The organism is Mucilaginibacter sp. P2_A4, from assembly GCF_056405015.1.
Window position 1 is genome coordinate 145,718 of record NZ_JBFUCX010000007.1, and the last position, 19,117, is coordinate 164,834.

Genomic DNA, 19,117 nt, shown 5'->3' on the forward strand with positions numbered 1-19,117 from the left:
AGCTTCGTTTAAACTACACTTTACCCCCCATTGATCATATCAGAGACGATACCTTTATTATCCTTGCGTTCGGCTAAAAAAACACCAGCCAGGTGAACAAAGATAAAAGCAATGATCAGGTACATACAAAAGCCATGAACTTCTTTAACGCTGTGTCTGATAGATTTGAAAGGTGCCAACAAGTCTTCAAATGCCAAAAATAAACCGGTTACAGCCATAACCACGAGCAGAATATAAAATGCAGCATAAATAGCTTTTACCGTAAGTTCATGTTTTGCCAGCTCCCTTTCCTTTTTTGTAGATTGGAATTGCCGGTAAACGCTTTTCATTTTACGAATGAATTTTTGATCGGCCAACTGAAAAAACTCAAAAACTAAGCGAAATAAAAATAAACCAACCAATACATACCCAAAATAGGTGTGTATGCTCCAGACACTATCGCTAAGCGCATGTGCAACAGAACCAGCCTGCTTGTCGCTTACTGTGCTGCCGGCGTTCTTTAATTCATCTTTAATCAGTGTCGATACAACGTGGTCATCCGTAATGGTTGCATTGATTAATACCGTGATTAATGAACTGCTGATAACGATGGTATTGGCCCAGTGCCATACGCGCAGCGAAGTTGAATATTTTTTAGTGTGTCCGTGATGCTGGACGTCTTTACGGACAGGTTCGATTGTTGCCATATTGGTTCTAATTAGTACAGGCTTGGCTTAAGTATGTTTTAATGTTAATCAGATTTAAGCGGATGATCGTGATTGTGTTTTTTTAATATAAAATATCGGGCTTTCTTTTTTGAGCACCTTATTTACCGCAAATAGCGTCTGAATTGTTTGTAAATTACCAAATAAATATGAAGCAAATCTGTAGTTGCGCTATTGTTACCCGATTCATAAAATAACAGGTCGCATATACTTCAGGTTGTCTTCAATTTCGGTGGTTATATTTGAATAAAAAGCAACTTTGAAAATACTGGTAATAGAAGACGAGCAAGGTTTACGTGAGAACATCACCAACTATTTGAATGTAGATGGCAATATCTGCGAAAGCTGTAGCGCGTTGAATCCTGCATTACAGAAACTATCAGACTATGACTATGATTGCGTTCTGTTGGATATCGGGCTGCCTGACGGAGACGGTTTTGGTGTTCTGGAGTACTTGCGAACCAATCAGAAAAATGAAGCAGTGTTGATCATTTCTGCCAGAAATTCGTTAGATGATAAATTAAAAGGATTAAATGTTGGTGCCGATGATTACCTGACCAAGCCCTTTCATTTAGCAGAACTCAAGGCTCGCCTTATGGCAGTTTACCGCAGAAAGGCATTAAATACTAATAATAAGCTGGTATTTAATGAGATATCCATCGATGTATTGGGCCGGACGGTTGAAGTTAATGAAACCGCTATCGTCCTGACCCGGAAGGAATATGATATGCTATTGTATTTTATTGCCAACAAGGGTAAGGTTATCTCCAAAAATGCCATTGCGGAGCACCTGTGGGGTGATGAGATGGATATGCATGATAATTTTGATTTTATTTATACACACATCAAAAATCTTCGCCGGAAACTACTGGACGCGGGCGGCAAAGACTATTTAACTTCCATTTACGGGCTTGGGTATAAATTTATTGCTTAATGAAATTATCGGCACATTATACCAGGACGAGTATTTACATCACCCTCAGCGTATTATTGACTGGGGCGGTCATCTATTATTTTGCTATTAATTACATTGCCCAGCAACAGCTGAACGAGGGACTTCAACAGCAATTGACAGAAGCAGAAGAATATGTAAGGAGCAGTAATCAAAACCCGCAACAGTATGACCTTGACAAAGATCATGCAGTGTTTATCAAAACTAATGAGCAGGAGTTACAGAAACGTTTTTTTGATACTATCTATTTCAATCCCAAGGAGCAGCGGAAGGAGGCTGGACGTGCAGTTGAGGACCTGGTTAAGCTGAAAGATACCAATTACAAGGTCATTATTACCATTTCCAGGGCTGGCCAAAAATACCTTATAGAGATTATCATCATCATTACCCTTGCCCTGCTGGCAGGTTTGTTATTGGTGCTTTTTATCATCAATAAATATTTTCTAAATAGCCTTTGGAAACCATTTCAACTCACATTAAAGGAGATAAAGCAATTCAACATTGCAGATGTTAACCAGTTTAAAGGAAAGGCAAGTAAGGTGGACGAATTTGCTGAACTTAACGAAGCCATCCGGGAGATGTCTTTAAGGGTAACCTATGATTACCTTAACCTGAAGCAATTTACAGAGAATGCCTCCCATGAAATGATGACCCCTTTAGCTGTTGTGACCACCAAGCTGGATACGCTGATCCAGGATGAAACCTTAAGTGTTGAACAATTGGCACAGATTACTGACATCTACAGCTCGATCAATAAATCAAGCCGGCTTAATCAAACTCTATTATTGCTGGCAAAATTGGAAAATAAACTGATCACTGATGAGGTGCCAATTAGCCTTGAAGTTGTGCTGCCCGCAAAAATGCTGCAGTTTCAGGAACTGATGCAAACCAAAGATCTTTCGTTTAAGTCCAATCTGCAGCCCAGGCAGGTGTTAGCCAACAAATACCTGATCGATATTTTATTAAATAATCTGTTCAGTAATGCCATCAGACACAATAATCCCGGTGGCGTTATTAGTATCGAATTGACAGAAGATCAATTGTGTATTAAGAATACCGGTGCTGGCCATCCGTTAGATGAGCATCTGATCTTTGAACGTTTTCAAAAGGGTAAGGAATCACAGGGCACCGGCCTTGGATTAACGTTGGTTAAAAATATCTGCCAGCATTATGGCTATACCATCCGCTACCAATATGAATCCGGATGGCACGGGTTTATCCTCTCTTTTAAGAAAACTGTCGCTGATCAGGGATTATCATGATCCTGTTTTGTCACTTTTGTTATACAATTCAAATTTAGCGACCAACTACAATTTTGCTTCAGATTATCACGATAGTTTTAAGGCGAATGCGATTTGCATACGTTTAAAACGGAATATCAATGAAATATCTATTCGTACTTATCCTTGCGTTTTCTACCCTGAAACTTAAAGCACAGGACAATTATGAGATCCAGGTTTATGGTTCTGAAACAGTTGAAAAGGGTAAAACCATGGTGGAGCTGCACAGTAATTACACGATCAACGGAAGTAAGACAGTAGCTAATGGCGAGCTTCCGACAAACCACGTAGAACATGAAACGATTGAGATAACACATGGCTGGACCCCCTGGTTCGAAACCGGTTTTTATTTTTTTAATTCGATGGGCGATGGCGGTCGTACCGCCTACGTGGGCTCCCATATCAGGCCAAGAGTTGCTGCACCGCTGAGCTGGAACTGGCCAGTTGGTGTAAGTATTTCAACCGAATTTGGCTTTCAAAAAAGTGCATTCTCGGCAAATACAAGCACACTGGAAATAAGACCTATAGTTGATAAAAAATGGAATAAATTATATGTTTCCGTTAACCCAACCCTGGAGAAAAGCTTTAAAGGGCCGGATGAGAACAGGGGATTTATCTTTTCGCCTAATGTTAAAGGCAGTTATGACGTGACTAAAGTTGTTGCCCTCGGCTTAGAGTATTATGGCAGCACCGGCCCGTTTTTTCATTATGACACATTCAAACAGCAGGATCATCAGTTGTTTGTAGCGACAGATTTGAATTTTGACCCTAATTGGGAATTTAACGGTGGCGTTGGCTATGGTTTTACGCAAAATGCAGATAGAGCTATCATTAAAATTATTATAGGGAGGAGATTTTAGAAAAGATTTATAGTCTGTGACAATTTTGTTATCTGGCCTTAGATCTGGCCTTCCGTGGGAATTGAACTTCTCGTTAAGGTTGGTTTACTATAAAAGTACGCTTCTGTTTAACAGCCCACCCGCCGTTTAGATTGATAATAGCCCGGCGTTAATAAAAAAGCTGGGTATCCGTTAGAAAACCCAGCCCAAGTATCTTGATAGCACCAAAGTGTTAGCTCTTTGCTTTTTTTGCTTCTTCCTTTTTCTTTTGCTGTTCTAAGAAATAACAATGTGCAGCACAGGCATGTAACTTATAGTTCATATGAGCGGTTCCAAAATTATGTCCTTTAGGGTCTAAAATGGCACATTTTTCTTTATCAAGGTCTTTCGTGTTAAGAATGTTCTGTCCATTGATATTGTAATAGGCCCCATTTTTCTTGGCCATACCCAATTTCTTACCATTGGCATCAATCACATTACCGGCCCCATCAATAAAGTAAAGCTTTTCCCCTTTGTTGTTGCGCACGATATTGTCTTTATCGATATACCCCAATTTGGTGCCACCGTAGTCTCGTATCCATCCCTTGTCGGTAATGGAGATTTTAAATGTCGTGTCTTTTTTGGTTTGGCCCCACGCACTAACAGTAACAGCTGTCGTCATTGTTAGTATAAATAAAAATAAATGTAGCTTTTTCATGATTTTGATCTTATCTGACGTAAATCTCCTTTATTTTTATTTTTAATTAAATGATAATCAATTGGTTATTAGGTGATGGAAATCACTTTTCTGATGGCGGGAAACGTCTTGCTTACTAATGGCTCCATTGTTATTCCACTGAGGTTGACGGGTCAATGTAAGCAAAAGATCCAGTCATTAGTGTTTCCGGACGGTTCGATGCCTGTGGCCTTTCAGGCGATAGTTATTGTTGATCAATATGGAACATACTAAACGCCTTTTGCACTATCATCGAGCGTGTAGCTGCTGCTTTTGCCATAGAATGCTAATTTGTAGGGTTGCAAACCTAAAAGTTAAACGGCCGTATTAACAACCCGCTAAAATACTTTCGGCTATCCGCTTGTTTAAAGCGGCTACCTTTGCATCGCCCAGCCCCTGCGCCACAATGACCGATCCGGTGATCAGACTTAACAATTGAGGAAAAAGTATCTTCACTTCGTCCGGTTCTACAAGTGTTTTGAGACGCGTTTTAATAAAATCTCCCCAATGCTCAAAATAAAGATCAACCTTCCCCCTTAACTCTTTTACATCCTCCTGGTTAAAATCATTTAAACCACGGGCAAAAGCGCAGCCATTAAAATCATCTTCAGAGAACCATTGTTCCAGGAAATCAAATATTGCCAAAATCTCCGCTTTAGCCCCGCCTTTTACACGCGAAACGTGTTTATCAAGCTCCGAAAACCGGAGCCAGTCCTTAGATTCTAAATAGGCAGCGATCACTTCGTTCTTTGAAGGGAAGTGATTATAAAAAGTTCTTTTTGATACACTGCTTTCTGCAATGATCCGATCAATTCCAATGGTATTAACGCCATATTCATTAAAAAGCGCATTCGCTGTTTTCAAAATGCGATCACGGGGTTTGAGCGATTCAATGGTATTTGCACGCAGGTCTTTAAAATTTGATACTTCAGTTGTCATAAATCATCCATTTGTCAATTTATAAAAAGTACACAAATCTGTCTACTTTTTCTCGCAAAAGTACACAAGTCTGTCTACTTTTGTCAAAGATAATATTAATAAACATTTTCAATAAAGGAGGAAAAAAAAATGACAAATTACAGCGAACACGAATTCAGGAAACAACCCTGGTTCGATCAAAAGAACTTCCCCGGCTTCGACCAGGCAATCCCGATGAAATCTATGGTGATTTACTGCTTTGATCCACGCGCCGCTAATATTCCCAATGCAGTTGCAGCATATTTTGGGGATGAGGTCTATCCTGGCGAAAACATATTTGACGAAGCCGGCAATAATGTAGGGTCGACACAAACCTTGTTTACGCTATCAAATGCCGGTGGCCGGGCTATCGGTGCTTTGCAGTCAGTTGCTACCATGAATTACCTATTTAACGACTTGGAAAGACTTATTGTAGTTCACCACTCTTTCTGTGGCGCAACCTCATTTGAACCGGACCAGCTTATCGAGAAGTTTCATGACCACTACCACGCAGATATCTCAAAAATGTGGGATCATGACGACCTGGCTATCATGGACTACGAGCAATCGATCAGGCATGATGTCGAACTGCTACGGTCAAGCCCGGTAACGCCGAAAAAAATGAAGATATATGGTTTCTTCTATGATATCAGTTCTGGCAAATTAACCGAGGTGCTTCGCGATATTCCGGCAGAATACTAAACGTAACTAATGCCATAAACACAGATCAATATGAATATAGATTTCAAACTCCCGGACACTGAAATCGTCAGACAAGCACACGATCTGGTCCGCTCAGCTTCGGGCGACATGCTTTATAACCACCTGATGCGGTGCTATTTTTTCGCGGAGCTATTCGCACAGCAGGAAAACTCCAATGCTGACCGCGAATTGATCTTCTTATCAACAACCATGCATGACCTTGGTTTCACAGACCTGGGCCGCGGCCCTAATCGTTTTGAAATAGAGGGTGCTCACGCAGCCCGCCGTCATCTCAAAGAATGGGGCGTTGAAGATGACCGAAGCTGGAAGGTCTGGACCAATATCGCCGCGCACACCTGGGACATTAACCTGTTCAAAGAAGACGAGGCCAGGATATCCCAACTGGGGATACTTTATGACGTAATCGCCCTGCCGCCGGAGATCAAACTTGACCCGGAAACGGTGGCAGAAATTGTTCGGCGCTACCCGCGCCTGGACTTTAAACATGGTTTTTACGAGATGCACAGGGAGGAATTGGAAAGTAAGCAGCCTTATCCGCACAGGTTTCATATGTGTACATGTATTGCGCATGAGCAGGGGCTTCAACTGGAAATCCTCAACCCGAAAACCTGGTTGAACGGTGCTCCTTTTAACGAATGACTCCGGCACAAGTTTAAAAAGCAAAGAGGCTGTATCATAAATCATGATCAGCCTCTTTTTGCCTTAGTAGAGTCAAGCTGCAAAAGTTCTAACTTTCATCATGATATAGAGGCAATTGTAAGCGCTCGAACATTAATTGAAAACACAAATAGTTTATAGGATTAATTCTTCACTATTAATTTTCTCGAAAGGCTGTTATTTTCGGCTGATTATTTATTCTCATAAATAATTCCAACTAAATATATAAATCTACTATATGCATCGCTATTGTCACACAATTATATGATTTAAATCATATAATATAGATCAAAGTGTGCTCATTTTTGCGTTATGGAACTCGCAATAAATCCGCAAACAAAGATCAGTCAACTGCTCGAAGTCGACCGAGACCTGGTGATCAAGACGCTGGTCGGCTTGAATAAAAAATTTTCAAGACTTAAAAATCCATTACTACGGAATTTATTGATCAAAAGGGTTAGCATTGCCGATGCCTGCAAAATATCAAAAACCGAGATCGCTGATTTTATGGGGAGCATGAAGCAGATCGGATTCAAAGTAACAACTGACACTTGCGTTGAAAATAATATATCCGTGCCGAGTGCTTCTTTCCAGGAGCCGTTGGATTATCTCGAACTTGATGTTCGCCCTATATTGGCCCGGGATAAAGATCCTCTAAAAGAAATATTAGCCTGTATTAAGAAACTCGAAGACGGTCAGGGATTAAAACTTATCAATACCTTCGAGCCGCTGCCATTGATCCATTTGCTGGTGGACAAAGGATTTTCTTTCCGTATGGAACACCCGGAACCAAATGTGGTCGTAACTTATCTTAGCAAAGCAGTACCGACGACGAAAGAAACGGCAACCATTCCTTTAACAGTCCCGACAGCTGATAATGACCAATTTGACCAGCTGCTGAAAAGATTCGACGAACACCGAATTATTTTTCTTGATGTTCGCCAGCTGGAGATGCCAAAACCCATGCTGGCCATCCTGGAGCAAACGCCGAACCTTGTGGCAGGTAACGCCTTATTTGTACATCACAAAAAGATGCCGGTATACCTGCTCCCTGAACTGGAGAAACAGGAATTGACCTATGTCTTTAAAACGATTGGCCCGGCTGATATCAAGATGCTGATCTATAAAAAATGAGTGGGATAAAGCAGAACCCTGGCCTTTATAAGATCGTGGTAACCCATTATGTGGCTGCCGCGTTTTGTTTTTCGGCACTTTCTGTGATGATGCTGTGCTCCGTGAAAGCTTTTACCGGGCACTATTTCCATCCGCAGATCCTTGCTATCACCCATATGGCCGCGCTCGGCTGGGGAACAATGATCATCCTCGGGGCATCTTATCAGTTGATCCCTGTTGTACTGGAAACGGAACTGTACAGCGAAAGGCTCGCGTGGATAAGCTTTGCGCTGTTTATGCCTGGGTTAATTGCACTTGTCTATTCATTTTGGGTATTTGTACCGGGTATCCACATGCAATGCGGGGCTATTTTATTGCTTTTGGCGGTTGTCCTGTTTACGGTCAATGTATATCTGACTGCTAAAAAGAAAAAGCAGCAGACCATCCAGGAGGATTTTATCTTCAGCGCCTGTATCTGTCTTTGCCTGACCATTGCGTTAGGCGCGGCTTTGGTCTTTAATTTTACGCTGTCCATATTTCCGCAGGATCATCTGCATTTTCTGAAATTGCACGCGCATATGGGGTTGATCGGATGGTTCCTGCTGATGCTGATCGGCGTGAGTTCCAAACTGGTACCCATGTTCCTGGTATCTTCGTATCAAAGCACCAAATTGCTTACCTACAGTTATTACCTGATCGTCGGCGCGCTGCTGTACTTCCTGGTAGATTCCTATCTATTCGGGCTCAGCCTACGTACCTATCTGATATTCGCGATAGGTACCGCCGGATTAACCTGCTATTTTATCTTCATTTTAAAATGCCTGCGGTCGCGGTTAAGAAAACATATCGATCTGCCGATGATGAACAGTTTCCTGTCGTTTATCCTGTTAAAGATAGCAACGCTAACCGTTCCATTCATCATCTACTTCCACCTCAGAAACAACCCGGTGACAATCCGGTTTTCCATGATCTATGGTGAATTCATGTTGATGGGCTGGATCACCGCGTTAATACTGGGGCAAACTTTCAAGACTCTGCCCTTCATTGTTTGGGTAAAACACTATGAGCATCTAACAGGCAAATTCAAAACGCCGATGCCCGCGGACCTTTTTTCAAATAACCTGCTAAAGGCACAAACAGTTTCCTACCTGATCTTTTGTGTGACCTTTATGCCTGGCTGTTATTTATTGTTTATGCCGCTTATCTACGTCGGGATAGCCGCGCTAATGATTACCGCGATGCTTTACCTATCCAACATCTTTATTGTACTTTTTCATAAAACGAAAACTTATGGCAAGCTTTGATATTACCGACCCCAATTCCTTTTTAAAAGAACAAATCATAGAAACGCTCCGCCTGGTGATGGATCCGGAACTGCACATCAACATTATCGACCTTGGGCTGGTTTACGGCATAGAAATAGACAGCCCTAAAAAACAGGTTCAGGTTCAGATGACCTTGTCCTCTTCGTATTGCCCAATGGGTGAAAGCATTGTATCTGCGGTTAAAAACTGTATCGAGGGCCATTATGAAGGTTATACGACTAACATCGACCTTGTTTGGGAACCAGTTTGGTCATATAATAATATATCTGATGAAGGTAAACGGTTGTTAGGCATGTAATGAAACGCTTTTTCACCCTTAATTACCCCCGCTGGGCGATCGTTAATTTTATTGTGCTGAGCATCTTCGGTGTAATGCTGCGTTATATACAGCTTTATGACATTCCCGGACTTGATTACCAGTTCATCCTGCACGCACACTCGCATTTCGCTTTCTCAGGCTGGATGTTTTTTTCAATTGCCTTGCTGATCGCATTATTATGCGGTGACGGCAAAATCGGTTCCGGTTTCACAATTGTCCTTTTATTAACGCTCGTCAGCGCTTATGGTATGCTGGCCAGTTTTTCCTGGCAAGGCTATAAACTTGTTTCCATTAGTTTTTCAACACTTTTTGTAGGTATAACTTTTCGTTTTACGTACCTCGTATTTCATGGAAATTTATTAAAAAACCGTGTGAGCGAAACGGCTTATATCCTCCTCCGGGGTAGCCTGATCTTATTATGTCTTTCCGCGTTGGGGCCATTCACCTTAGGCCCGCTGGCTGCATTGGGGCTTAAAAACACACCGTACTACCAGGACGCGATCTACTTCTACCTGCATTTACAAATGAACGGGTTTATGTTACTCGCTGTTTTGGGACTACTGGCTGCTGCCTTGCCAATTAAGCCATTAGGAAGGCGATCAAGGCTATGGCTGTATCTTTTTATCTTTTCCACGGTACCTCTCTTTTTTATTTTCACCTTATGGAGCAAGCAAGGTAATATTGTCTGGATTCTGGCCTGTATCAGTGCTGGCTTAAACTTGGTCAGTTGGCTTGCACTGTGTTTTAATTTTAGAAGTCAATGGCGCAATTTGTCGTTTATAGAACGGGCGGCTTTCATAGGCCTCACTTTCAAATGCGTTTTTCAACTCCTGGTATGTGTTCCTGCCGTTGGCGACTGGACCTTCCTCAACCGCAACCTGATTATTGGTTACATCCATTTGCTTACCCTGGGAATAATCATGCCCCTGTTGATCGGTCAGTTTTTAAGGAAAAGCCTGATTGTCCGCTGTAAATCAGTTTCCATAGTAAACACCCTTTATATCTTGCTGGTGGTAGCATACCTCTGCCTGCTCTTTATACAACCCTTGTTAGCGTTATTTTCCATCACAATCCCATCTTACCAGTCCCTGTTATTTTTACTTTGCCTTTCCTTTCTTCCTGTCGGTATTTTATTGTTGTTTAAGACAAAAAGCAACGTATAAAGGCCAGACGTGACGACAATCACTTTTTGATAAATAATAAAAGATATATTTGTCTTTTATTATTTAACAATTTAGAAAATGGAAGTATTAGACATTTTGGACGTGACCGTGATCGAACCACGGTTTAAACATCCAAAGATTTTTGACAAGTTCGATTCGCTGTTAGCAGGCGAAGCTTTTATTATTTACAATGACCATGATCCTAAACCTTTGTATTATCAGCTCCTGGCTGAAAGAGGTCAGGTATTCTTTTGGGATTATCTGGAAAGCGGGCCGGAAGTATGGCAGGTGAAAATCGCCAAAAAGACCGAAGCAGAAAACACCGAGACCATTGGTGAGATTGTGGCAAAAGATTACCGTAAAGCGCAAGTCTTTAAAAACTTAGGTATAGACTTTTGCTGTGGTGGTAAAAAAACCATAGCTGAAGTTTGTGAGAAAAAAGGGATCAGTCCCGAAGAAGTGGTGCGTCAGCTCGAAGCCGTTAAAGGTGAAGCCACCACGACCAGCGAAAACGATTTTCAAAACTGGGACCTGGGCTTCCTGAGTGATTATATTATCAATACTCACCACCGTTATGTACGCGATAATACAGCTTTCATCCTGGAGATAGCGCAAAAAGTAGCCCGCGTCCATGGCGAAAGACATCCTGAACTTATCCAGGTAGCCCAGTTATTCGAACGGATCGGCAATGACCTGATCCTGCACATGGTAAAAGAGGAAAAAATACTATTTCCTTTTATTAAGGAACTGGCACAGGTTTACCATACAGGTGGATTGCTGCCTTCGGCAAACTTCGGAAAGATCTCCGTACCGATACAGGTGATGGATTCCGAACATGAGCAGGTAGGTGGCGACTTTGAAACTATAAGGACCATTACTTCGAACTATCAATTGCCGATGGACGCCTGCAGTTCTTATATTATACTATTCAAGAAATTGGAAGAATATGAAAACGACTTGCACCGTCACGTGCACCTGGAAAGCAATATCCTGTTTCCTAAAGCCATTCAGCTCGAAAAGGAATTATCTTAACGGATAATTATATATAAGGGTTGTAAAATCAACAGCACAAAAAATGATACTATCCAAATCATGTGAATACGCCATCAGGGCGACGGTTTATGTCGCCCTTAAAAGCAGGAAGAATGAAAAGACGGGGATCATCGAGGTTGCTGGAGCAATTGGTTCGCCCATGCATTTTACAGGCAAGATATTGCAAACCCTGGTCCATAAGAAGATTCTTTCGTCCGCGAAAGGGCCGACCGGTGGTTTTTATGTTGAAAACGGGCAGGACCTTTTCCTGATCGACATTGTACGGGCCATTGATGGCAACGACCTTTTCACCTCTTGTGTGCTGGGTTTAGAGAAGTGTTCGCAAGCACAGCCATGCCCGATGCACGAACAGGTCAAACCGATCCGGGATATGTTAATGGCCGAGTTCAGCAAGAAGCTGGTTACTGAACTGGTGGAAGATTTCCAGCAGCATAAATACTTTTTGAAGTAAAAAAATTTGATTTAATAAAAGACATTTATATCTTTTATTAATATGATTTAAAGTGGATAAAATAAGCATAAACAAACCGAACATAGCTTATAATATGATTTAAATCATATTATAAGCTGTCGGACATCACGTCCGCCCTGCTTGTTTACTGATAGTTTTATCAAAAATTAAAACACAAGAAAAATGAAAAATTTAAAAACCTTACTTATTGCTACGCTCGTGTCAGGTTTGACCTTTTTATATGCCTGCGGTCCGTCAAACGGAGCCACGGAGGCAGACAATACATCGGCCGCTACGCCAGCAGCAAGCGCGGATATTGACCCGGCTGCAAAAAGCGACAGCAAGGGTGTCGGCAAATTCACGGATGTGAAACTGACTGCCATTGACCCCGCAATGGCGGATAAAGGGCTTGTCGTGTTTAACGCGAAATGCGCTGCCTGTCATAAATTGACCGACCAGAAAGTGGTTGGCCCGGGCTTGAAGGATGTTACCAAAAGACGCACCCCGGAATGGATTATGAACCAGATCACCAACCCAGTTGAAATGGAAGCAAAAGATCCGGTTGGCCAGGCATTATTGGCAAAACACCTGACCCAAATGACCTTCCAGAATGTAACGGATGAAGAAACCCGCCAGATATTGGAATACTTTAGAAAAAACGACAGCAAATAACATTTAAACTTTTACGGATTATGAAATTTTCACCTTATAAATTATTGGTAGCGGCCCTGGCTTTGTTAGCGGGCAGTACCATTTATGGCTGTAAACCCGGAAAAGCCGGCTCATCAGTCGATGCCGATGCCGCGCAAAAAGTATATGTGGCACCAGGTAAATATGATGAAGTATATGCTTTTCTATCCGGCGGGTTTAGCGGTCAGGTAGCTGCCTACGGTATTCCTTCCGGACGCTTGTTAAAAGTGATCCCTGTATTTTCTCAAAATCCGGAGAACGGCTACGGTTATTCGGAAGAAACCAAACCGATGCTGAATACTTCACACGGCTTTGTGCCCTGGGATGATTCGCATCACCCGGAGCTTTCAAAAACCAATGGCGAGGACGATGGCCGCTGGTTATTTATTAATGGAAATAACACGCCGCGTATCGCTCGTATTAACCTGGCAACCTTTAAAACAGCAGAAATTTTAGAATTGCCGAACATCGGCGGAAATCACGCGTCCCCGTTTTGCACAGAAAATACGGAATATGTTGTCGGCAATACCCGTTTCAGCGAGCCGCTTGATAACAATAAAACAGATAATCCGATCAGCAGCTTTAAACAGACCTTCAAGGGTGCTGTATCATTTGTTAAAGTAAATAAAGACGATGGAGCAATGAACCTGGCTTTTCAGCTGATAGTTCCCGCCTTTAATTATGATCTAGCACATGCCGGTAAAGGCCCGTCACATGACTGGATCTTTTTTACCTGCTATAATACCGAACAGGCGCATACCCTATTAGAGGTGAATGCCAGCCAGCGTGATAAGGATTTTATAATGGCCGTGAACTGGAAAAAAGCAGAGGAATTGATCGCCGCCGGTAAGGGAACTAAAACGCCTGCAAAATATGCGCACAATATATATAATGAAAAAAACCACACGGCTACCTCTGTCATTGAAACAGAGACACAGACCATTGATGTCACTAAATTTCCAGGCCTTGTTTATTACATGCCCTGCCCGAAATCTCCGCATGGTGTAGATGTAAGCCCTGACGGTTTAAGTATTGTAGCAAGTGGCAAACTGGCGGCCGTTATCCCGGTTTTCTCTTATCAGAAAATGCTGGACGCTATCGAAAAAAAACAATATGATGGTATGGTAGCCGGTACTATCCCGGTATTGAAATACGAAGCCGTCCTTCGCGGTGAAGTTAAAAAACCAGGCCTGGGCCCCCTGCATACCGAGTTTGATGATAAAGGCTATGCCTATACCACCATGTTCGTTTCTTCAGAGGTGGTTAAATGGAAAGTGGACAACCTGGAAATTATAGACCGGATACCTTCTTATTATTCACCCGGCCACTTATCCATTGTCGACGGCGACTCTAAAAAACCATTTGGCAAATACCTGCTTTCACTGAACAAGATCACCAAGGACAGGTACCTGCCAACAGGTCCGGAACTTGCGCAGGCTTGCCAGCTAATTGATATTACCGGGAACAAAATGAAGCTTTTGCTGGATTTCCCAACCATCGGCGAGCCGCATTACGCGCAAATGATCCCGGCAGAAAAGGTGCTGAAAAACCAAATCAAATTCTTCAAACTGGAAGAAAATAAAAACGCCTATGTAACCAAGTCTGAAAAAGACACTAAAGTAGTACGAAACGGCAACCGGGTGGATGTTTACATGACAGCTATCCGTTCACACCTTGCACCTGATAACATTGATGGCATTAAGATCGGGGACGAAGTTTATGTCCATGTAACTAACCTGGAACAGGATTGGGACGTACCGCACGGCTTCGCGATCAAAGGTGCAAATAACGCAGAATTATTGGTCATGCCGGGTGAAACCTGTACCCTAAAATGGACTCCAGGATTAGCGGGTATTGTTCCCTTTTATTGCACTGACTTTTGTTCAGCGCTTCACCAGGAAATGCAGGGCTACTTTAGGGTGTCACCAGCAGGCTCCAATGTACCCATTAAATTCTCTATCGGCGAAAACCCGGTAACTCAATAATTATAAATCAAAGCGTATAGTGTTTGAAAACACTATACGCTTTGGATAATTCCCCGACCATGAAAACCCATACAAGAGTGTTGATCTTCATCAGCGGCCTGCTGATGCTGAGCGCTTATTTTTTTCCGTTATGGCATATTTTACTGGACGCTCCCCAATACCCCGAAGGCCTGGAAATGAAGATCTGGCTGAACGGACTATCGGGTAGTATCGATCAGATCAACGGTCTGAACCATTATATCGGCATGAAATTTATTTCTGTAGCCGATTTTAAAGAATTTAAGATACTCCCCTATGTATTTGGGGTATTGACGCTCATCGGTCTCGCAGCCGCTATCGCCAAAAGCCGCAAGCTTTTATGGACCTGGTTTATTGGTTTGTGCCTGTTCGCCTGCGTTGGCTTTAGTGACTTTTACATGTGGGAATATAGCTACGGACACAAACTCAATCCACATGCCGCTATCAAAGTAGAAGGGATGAATTACCAGCCGCCGCTTTTTGGCTATAAGCAACTGCTCAATTTTACTGCTGGTTCGTTACCTGATACCGGTGGGATCCTGGTAGGATTAGGCGGGTTATTAGCTGCAACTGCACTTTTTTATAAACCGAAAATTTCTCCAAACAAGATCAAATGAAAAGGTTAAACATTATTACAATGGTGCTGTGTTATTTTTTGACGGCTTGCAGCAACGCGCCCGATCCCATCCGATATGGTAAAGATGCCTGTGCGCATTGTAAAATGACGATCATGGATAAGCGTTTCGCTGCTGAGCTTATCACCGCGAAAGGCAAAGTATTCAAGTTTGATGCAGTTGAATGCATGGGTAATTTTATAAGCGAAAATCCTGCCATTGCCGACGACTCGAAGAGTGTTTTTTTAGTCAATGATTTTAGCAAACCCGGACAATTTACCGATGCCCGGAAATCCTTTTTCCTCCGGGATAGTTCGCTGTCCTCACCTATGGGTGGGAATTTGGCGGCTTTTCTTTCCCGGCCAGCGGCAGAAGCCGCAAAAAAAGACAGGTCGGCACAGGTGTATGACTGGTCACTGCTATTAAGTAAAGACAAATGATGAGATCGCTGATCGTTAAAATAGGTTTGTTGTTGGCGATGCCGCTTCCGTTATGGGCACACACGATCATCGTGGCGCCCGGAACAAAGGTGGCAACGCTCAAACAGGCGGTAAACCTCGCCAAAAATGGCGATACCATACGCGTTGAAAAAGGGACCTATATTTCACTGAATACGATAGTAGATAAAGAACTGACCATTTTAGGGCAGAACCAACCGATCCTGGATGCCCGTTACCAGGAAGAAGTGCTGACGATCACTTCCGGTCATGTTAAACTGGACGGTTTTATCATCCAAAATTCAAAAACGGGCTCCATGCGTGATTTTGCAGGCATCCGCTTAAGTAATGTGGAATTTGTGACCATCAGCAACAACACGCTCGTCAATAATTTTTTCGGAATTTATTTATCCAACTGTAAACACATCCAGGTACTGCATAATCATGTTACCGGCTCCAACAACATTGAGAACTCCGGGAATGGCATCCATTTATGGAAATGTAAGGAAGTACTGCTCAACGGAAATTACGTGACCCGTCACCGGGATGGTATCTATTTCGAGTTCGCTAAAAAATGCCTGATCGAGAATAATTTCAGTGAAAAGAATATCCGTTACGGGCTGCATTTCATGTTCTCTGACGATGACACCTATCGGCAAAATACCTTTAAAAACAATGGATCAGGTGTTTCCGTCATGTACACCCGGCGCATTGCCATGCTGGATAACACGTTCATTGAAAACTGGGGTAGCTCTATCTATGGGGTATTGCTCAAAGAGATCACCGATGCGCGGATCGAAGGTAATCATTTTATCCGCAACACCACCGGTATCTATATGGAAAACTCCGACCGCATCACGGTAACCCATAACGATTTTATTTCCAATGGCTGGGCCATGCGGGTACTGGCCAGCTGTAACAAGGACCATTTTACCCAAAACAACTATAAAGGAAATTCTTTTGACGTTACCACCAACGGTACTTTAAAAGAGATCTATTTCAACGACAACTATTGGGACAAATACGAAGGCTATGACCTGAACAAGGATGGTACCGGTGATATCCCGTACCGCCCGATAAGCCTGTACGCGCAGATCATCGAACAGAACCCGCAAAGCGTCATGCTGATGCGAAGTTTCATCGTCAACCTGATCGACAAGGTAGAACGCGCCATTCCTTCCATTACGCCCGAATCTGTTAAAGACGAAAAACCAAGAATGAAACCATGGAAAAGATAATAGCGGTCAAGGGACTTAAAAAATCATTTGGGCGGCTGGAAGTACTCAAAAATGTGAGCTGCGATTTTACCAGCGGCGGGGTGGTATCCATCCTGGGGCCAAATGCCTCGGGGAAAACTACGCTGATCAAATCCATCCTCGGGATGGTTATACCGGATGGCGGAGAGATCTTGTTTCAAGGCAGGTCTATTCTGAACACCTTTGATTATAAAAGAAACATCGGTTATATGCCCCAAATAGGGCATTACCCCGATAACATGAAGATCGGTCAGCTTTTTAAAATGGTTATGGATATCCGGCAACAGGACGCGGTGGACACAGAACTGCTCAAAGCTTACCAACTGGAAAGCATGTATCAAAAAACCATGCGCACTTTATCCGGTGGCACGTTACAAAAAGTAAGCGCTGCGCTGGCATTTATGTTTAACCCTGATGTGCTGATCCTCGATGAACCATCTGCCGGCCTTGACCCGCTCGCCGCCGAAGCGCTGAAAGAAAAAATACTGGAAGAAAAATCTAAAGGCAAACTGATCATGGTAACCTCCCATATTCTGAGCGAAGCCGATGAGATATCTGATCATATCCTCTACCTTTTTGAAGGCCAGATCAAATTTTATAAAACTTTAACGGACCTGAAACTGGAGACCGGCGAGCAGAAACTAAGTAAGGCCTTAACACAAATATTGAGTTCACCATCATGCTAAAGATCGCGAAATATATCATCCTTGATATCGTACGCAGCAAGGTATTGCTGGCGTATACACTTTTATTGCTGGCGATCAGCCTGACCATTTTCTTGTCAGATGCGGACGTAACCAAAGGTCTGGTAAGCATTACGACGGTTATCCTGATCATCGTTCCGCTGGTGAGCATCGTTTATGCGACCACTTATTACTTCAATGCGGCCGAATTCACCGAAATGCTGGTATCGCAGCCCATCAGCAGGCGAAATATTTTACTGGGGAAATTCATCGGGATCAGCAGTTCGATCTTGCTTGCTTTTTTTATTGGCGTATGTATTCCCGTTTGCCTGTTCGCTTTTTCTGCCACCGGCATCACACTGATGATCTCCGGCTGCCTGCTGACACTCAGCTTTATTTCGCTGGCTTTCCTGACATCGACCATCACCCGCGATAAAGCCAAGGGTATTGGACTTGCCCTAATGCTTTGGTTCTATTTCTCGATCATATTTGACGGGCTTGTTTTATTATTTCTTACGCTTTTTGCCGATTATCCCCTGGAAAAAGCGATGATCGTTTTAACGGCATTAAACCCAATAGATCTTGCCCGTATCCTGATCCTGCTGCAACTTGATATTTCCGCGTTAATGGGCTATACGGGCGCGCTTTACCAGCAGTTTTTTGGAAGCGGTATCGGGATCGTATTTTCCCTGTTGATGCAAATGATCTGGATCATTGTGCCATTATTCTTTGCACTTAAAATATTCAAAAAGAAAGACCTATAATGAAAAAATCAATCACTGTTATTGTGTTTGCACTCGCTTTTTCTGCACTTCATGCAACGATCCGCTATCAGCATGAAAAAACTTCCGAGGAATTAGTGCTGAACAACGGCACCAAGTGGAAGATCGACCAAGCTACCGGTAATAATGTTGCCCGTCTCCGGCAGATCGTCAAAAAAGTCAACGGCAATACGTTAGCTGATTATCACCAGGCAGGCACCAGGTTACAGGCGGGTATCGATCAAATGATTAAAGAATGCCGGATGAAAGGCCCGGATCATCTGGCCCTGCATAAATGGCTGGAACCTTTGATGGAACAAGTTGCCCAGCTTAACCAGGCAACTAACGCAGCATCGGCCAAAATTCACATCAATGAAGTAAAAAAACGCTTAAATATATTCAACCAATATTTTAAGATATAA

22 protein-coding genes are annotated in these 19,117 nt (G+C 42.8%); 19 read left to right on the forward strand and 3 right to left on the reverse strand.

Annotation, left to right across the window (positions count from 1 at the left end):
• Positions 1-20: 20 nt before the first annotated feature.
• On the reverse strand, positions 21-686 hold the full coding sequence (locus AC1DYB_RS14735; RefSeq protein WP_477436027.1) for a cytochrome b/b6 domain-containing protein: 666 nt from the start codon (positions 684-686) through the stop codon (positions 21-23).
• A gap of 277 nt (positions 687-963) precedes the next feature.
• Between AC1DYB_RS14735 and AC1DYB_RS14740 the strand changes: the two genes are divergently transcribed.
• From AC1DYB_RS14740 to AC1DYB_RS14750, 3 genes are all read left to right on the forward strand, one after another.
• Entirely contained in the window at positions 964-1,638 is a 675-nt protein-coding gene (locus AC1DYB_RS14740) for a response regulator transcription factor (RefSeq protein WP_477436029.1), read from the forward strand.
• Positions 1,638-2,918 (forward strand): sensor histidine kinase, encoded by a 1,281-nt coding sequence (locus AC1DYB_RS14745; RefSeq protein WP_477436031.1) that lies wholly within the window; start codon positions 1,638-1,640, stop codon positions 2,916-2,918. The genes AC1DYB_RS14740 and AC1DYB_RS14745 overlap by 1 nt, the downstream gene beginning before the upstream one ends.
• A gap of 119 nt (positions 2,919-3,037) precedes the next feature.
• Entirely contained in the window at positions 3,038-3,796 is a 759-nt protein-coding gene (locus AC1DYB_RS14750; protein ID WP_477436033.1) for a hypothetical protein, read from the forward strand.
• A 211-nt stretch (positions 3,797-4,007) separates the two neighbouring features.
• Here the strand turns inward: AC1DYB_RS14750 and AC1DYB_RS14755 are convergent, their stop codons facing one another.
• Both AC1DYB_RS14755 and AC1DYB_RS14760 read right to left on the reverse strand, forming a co-directional pair.
• Complete coding sequence (locus AC1DYB_RS14755; RefSeq protein WP_477436035.1) at positions 4,008-4,472, reverse strand: hypothetical protein; 465 nt, start codon at positions 4,470-4,472, stop codon at positions 4,008-4,010.
• Between the two features lie 345 nt (positions 4,473-4,817).
• A complete protein-coding gene (locus tag AC1DYB_RS14760) occupies positions 4,818-5,429 on the reverse strand; it encodes a TetR/AcrR family transcriptional regulator (RefSeq protein ID WP_477436037.1) in 612 nt (203 codons plus the stop codon).
• Positions 5,430-5,558: 129 nt separating this feature from the next.
• On the opposite strand from AC1DYB_RS14760, the gene AC1DYB_RS14765 reads away from it, so the two are divergent.
• The 16 genes from AC1DYB_RS14765 to AC1DYB_RS14840 all read left to right on the forward strand — a co-directional run bounded on the left by AC1DYB_RS14765 (position 5,559) and on the right by AC1DYB_RS14840 (position 19,117).
• The gene (locus AC1DYB_RS14765) at positions 5,559-6,149 is read left to right on the forward strand and encodes a carbonic anhydrase (RefSeq protein WP_477436040.1); all 591 of its coding nucleotides are present in this window, start codon (positions 5,559-5,561) and stop codon (positions 6,147-6,149) included.
• A 30-nt stretch (positions 6,150-6,179) separates the two neighbouring features.
• A complete protein-coding gene (locus AC1DYB_RS14770) occupies positions 6,180-6,809 on the forward strand; it encodes an HD domain-containing protein (RefSeq protein ID WP_477436042.1) in 630 nt (209 codons plus the stop codon).
• Between the two features lie 330 nt (positions 6,810-7,139).
• Positions 7,140-7,961, forward strand: coding sequence for a DUF2249 domain-containing protein (locus AC1DYB_RS14775; RefSeq protein ID WP_477436044.1), 822 nt, complete (start codon positions 7,140-7,142; stop codon positions 7,959-7,961).
• Positions 7,958-9,244 carry a cytochrome C oxidase subunit I gene (locus AC1DYB_RS14780; protein WP_477436046.1) on the forward strand — a complete coding sequence of 429 codons (1,287 nt, stop codon included), beginning with the start codon at positions 7,958-7,960 and terminating at the stop codon, positions 9,242-9,244. Before AC1DYB_RS14775 ends, AC1DYB_RS14780 begins: the two co-directional genes overlap by 4 nt.
• Positions 9,231-9,563, forward strand: coding sequence for a metal-sulfur cluster assembly factor (locus AC1DYB_RS14785; RefSeq protein WP_477390359.1), 333 nt, complete (start codon positions 9,231-9,233; stop codon positions 9,561-9,563). The genes AC1DYB_RS14780 and AC1DYB_RS14785 overlap by 14 nt, the downstream gene beginning before the upstream one ends.
• Positions 9,563-10,747: a hypothetical protein gene (locus AC1DYB_RS14790; RefSeq protein WP_477436048.1), complete on the forward strand. Its 1,185-nt coding sequence runs from the start codon at positions 9,563-9,565 to the stop codon at positions 10,745-10,747. Before AC1DYB_RS14785 ends, AC1DYB_RS14790 begins: the two co-directional genes overlap by 1 nt.
• Before the next feature lie 78 nt (positions 10,748-10,825).
• Positions 10,826-11,779, forward strand: coding sequence for an iron-sulfur cluster repair di-iron protein (gene ric / locus AC1DYB_RS14795; protein ID WP_477436050.1), 954 nt, complete (start codon positions 10,826-10,828; stop codon positions 11,777-11,779).
• A gap of 43 nt (positions 11,780-11,822) precedes the next feature.
• Positions 11,823-12,251: an RrF2 family transcriptional regulator gene (locus AC1DYB_RS14800; RefSeq protein ID WP_477436052.1), complete on the forward strand. Its 429-nt coding sequence runs from the start codon at positions 11,823-11,825 to the stop codon at positions 12,249-12,251.
• A gap of 183 nt (positions 12,252-12,434) precedes the next feature.
• Positions 12,435-12,923, forward strand: a complete 489-nt coding sequence (locus AC1DYB_RS14805; RefSeq protein ID WP_477436054.1) for a c-type cytochrome — start codon at positions 12,435-12,437, stop codon at positions 12,921-12,923.
• A 20-nt stretch (positions 12,924-12,943) separates the two neighbouring features.
• On the forward strand, positions 12,944-14,926 hold the full coding sequence (gene nosZ, locus AC1DYB_RS14810; protein ID WP_477436056.1) for a Sec-dependent nitrous-oxide reductase: 1,983 nt from the start codon (positions 12,944-12,946) through the stop codon (positions 14,924-14,926).
• A gap of 23 nt (positions 14,927-14,949) precedes the next feature.
• A complete protein-coding gene (locus AC1DYB_RS14815) occupies positions 14,950-15,561 on the forward strand; it encodes a hypothetical protein (protein WP_477436058.1) in 612 nt (203 codons plus the stop codon).
• Entirely contained in the window at positions 15,558-15,998 is a 441-nt protein-coding gene (locus AC1DYB_RS14820) for a nitrous oxide reductase accessory protein NosL (RefSeq protein WP_477390345.1), read from the forward strand. The genes AC1DYB_RS14815 and AC1DYB_RS14820 overlap by 4 nt, the downstream gene beginning before the upstream one ends.
• Positions 15,995-17,233, forward strand: a complete 1,239-nt coding sequence (locus AC1DYB_RS14825) for a nitrous oxide reductase family maturation protein NosD (RefSeq protein ID WP_477436060.1) — start codon at positions 15,995-15,997, stop codon at positions 17,231-17,233. The genes AC1DYB_RS14820 and AC1DYB_RS14825 overlap by 4 nt, the downstream gene beginning before the upstream one ends.
• Entirely contained in the window at positions 17,221-17,937 is a 717-nt protein-coding gene (locus tag AC1DYB_RS14830; RefSeq protein ID WP_477436062.1) for an ABC transporter ATP-binding protein, read from the forward strand. The genes AC1DYB_RS14825 and AC1DYB_RS14830 overlap by 13 nt, the downstream gene beginning before the upstream one ends.
• Positions 17,931-18,698, forward strand: coding sequence for an ABC transporter permease subunit (locus AC1DYB_RS14835; protein ID WP_295711562.1), 768 nt, complete (start codon positions 17,931-17,933; stop codon positions 18,696-18,698). The genes AC1DYB_RS14830 and AC1DYB_RS14835 overlap by 7 nt, the downstream gene beginning before the upstream one ends.
• Positions 18,698-19,117, forward strand: coding sequence for a hypothetical protein (locus AC1DYB_RS14840; RefSeq protein WP_477436064.1), 420 nt, complete (start codon positions 18,698-18,700; stop codon positions 19,115-19,117). Before AC1DYB_RS14835 ends, AC1DYB_RS14840 begins: the two co-directional genes overlap by 1 nt.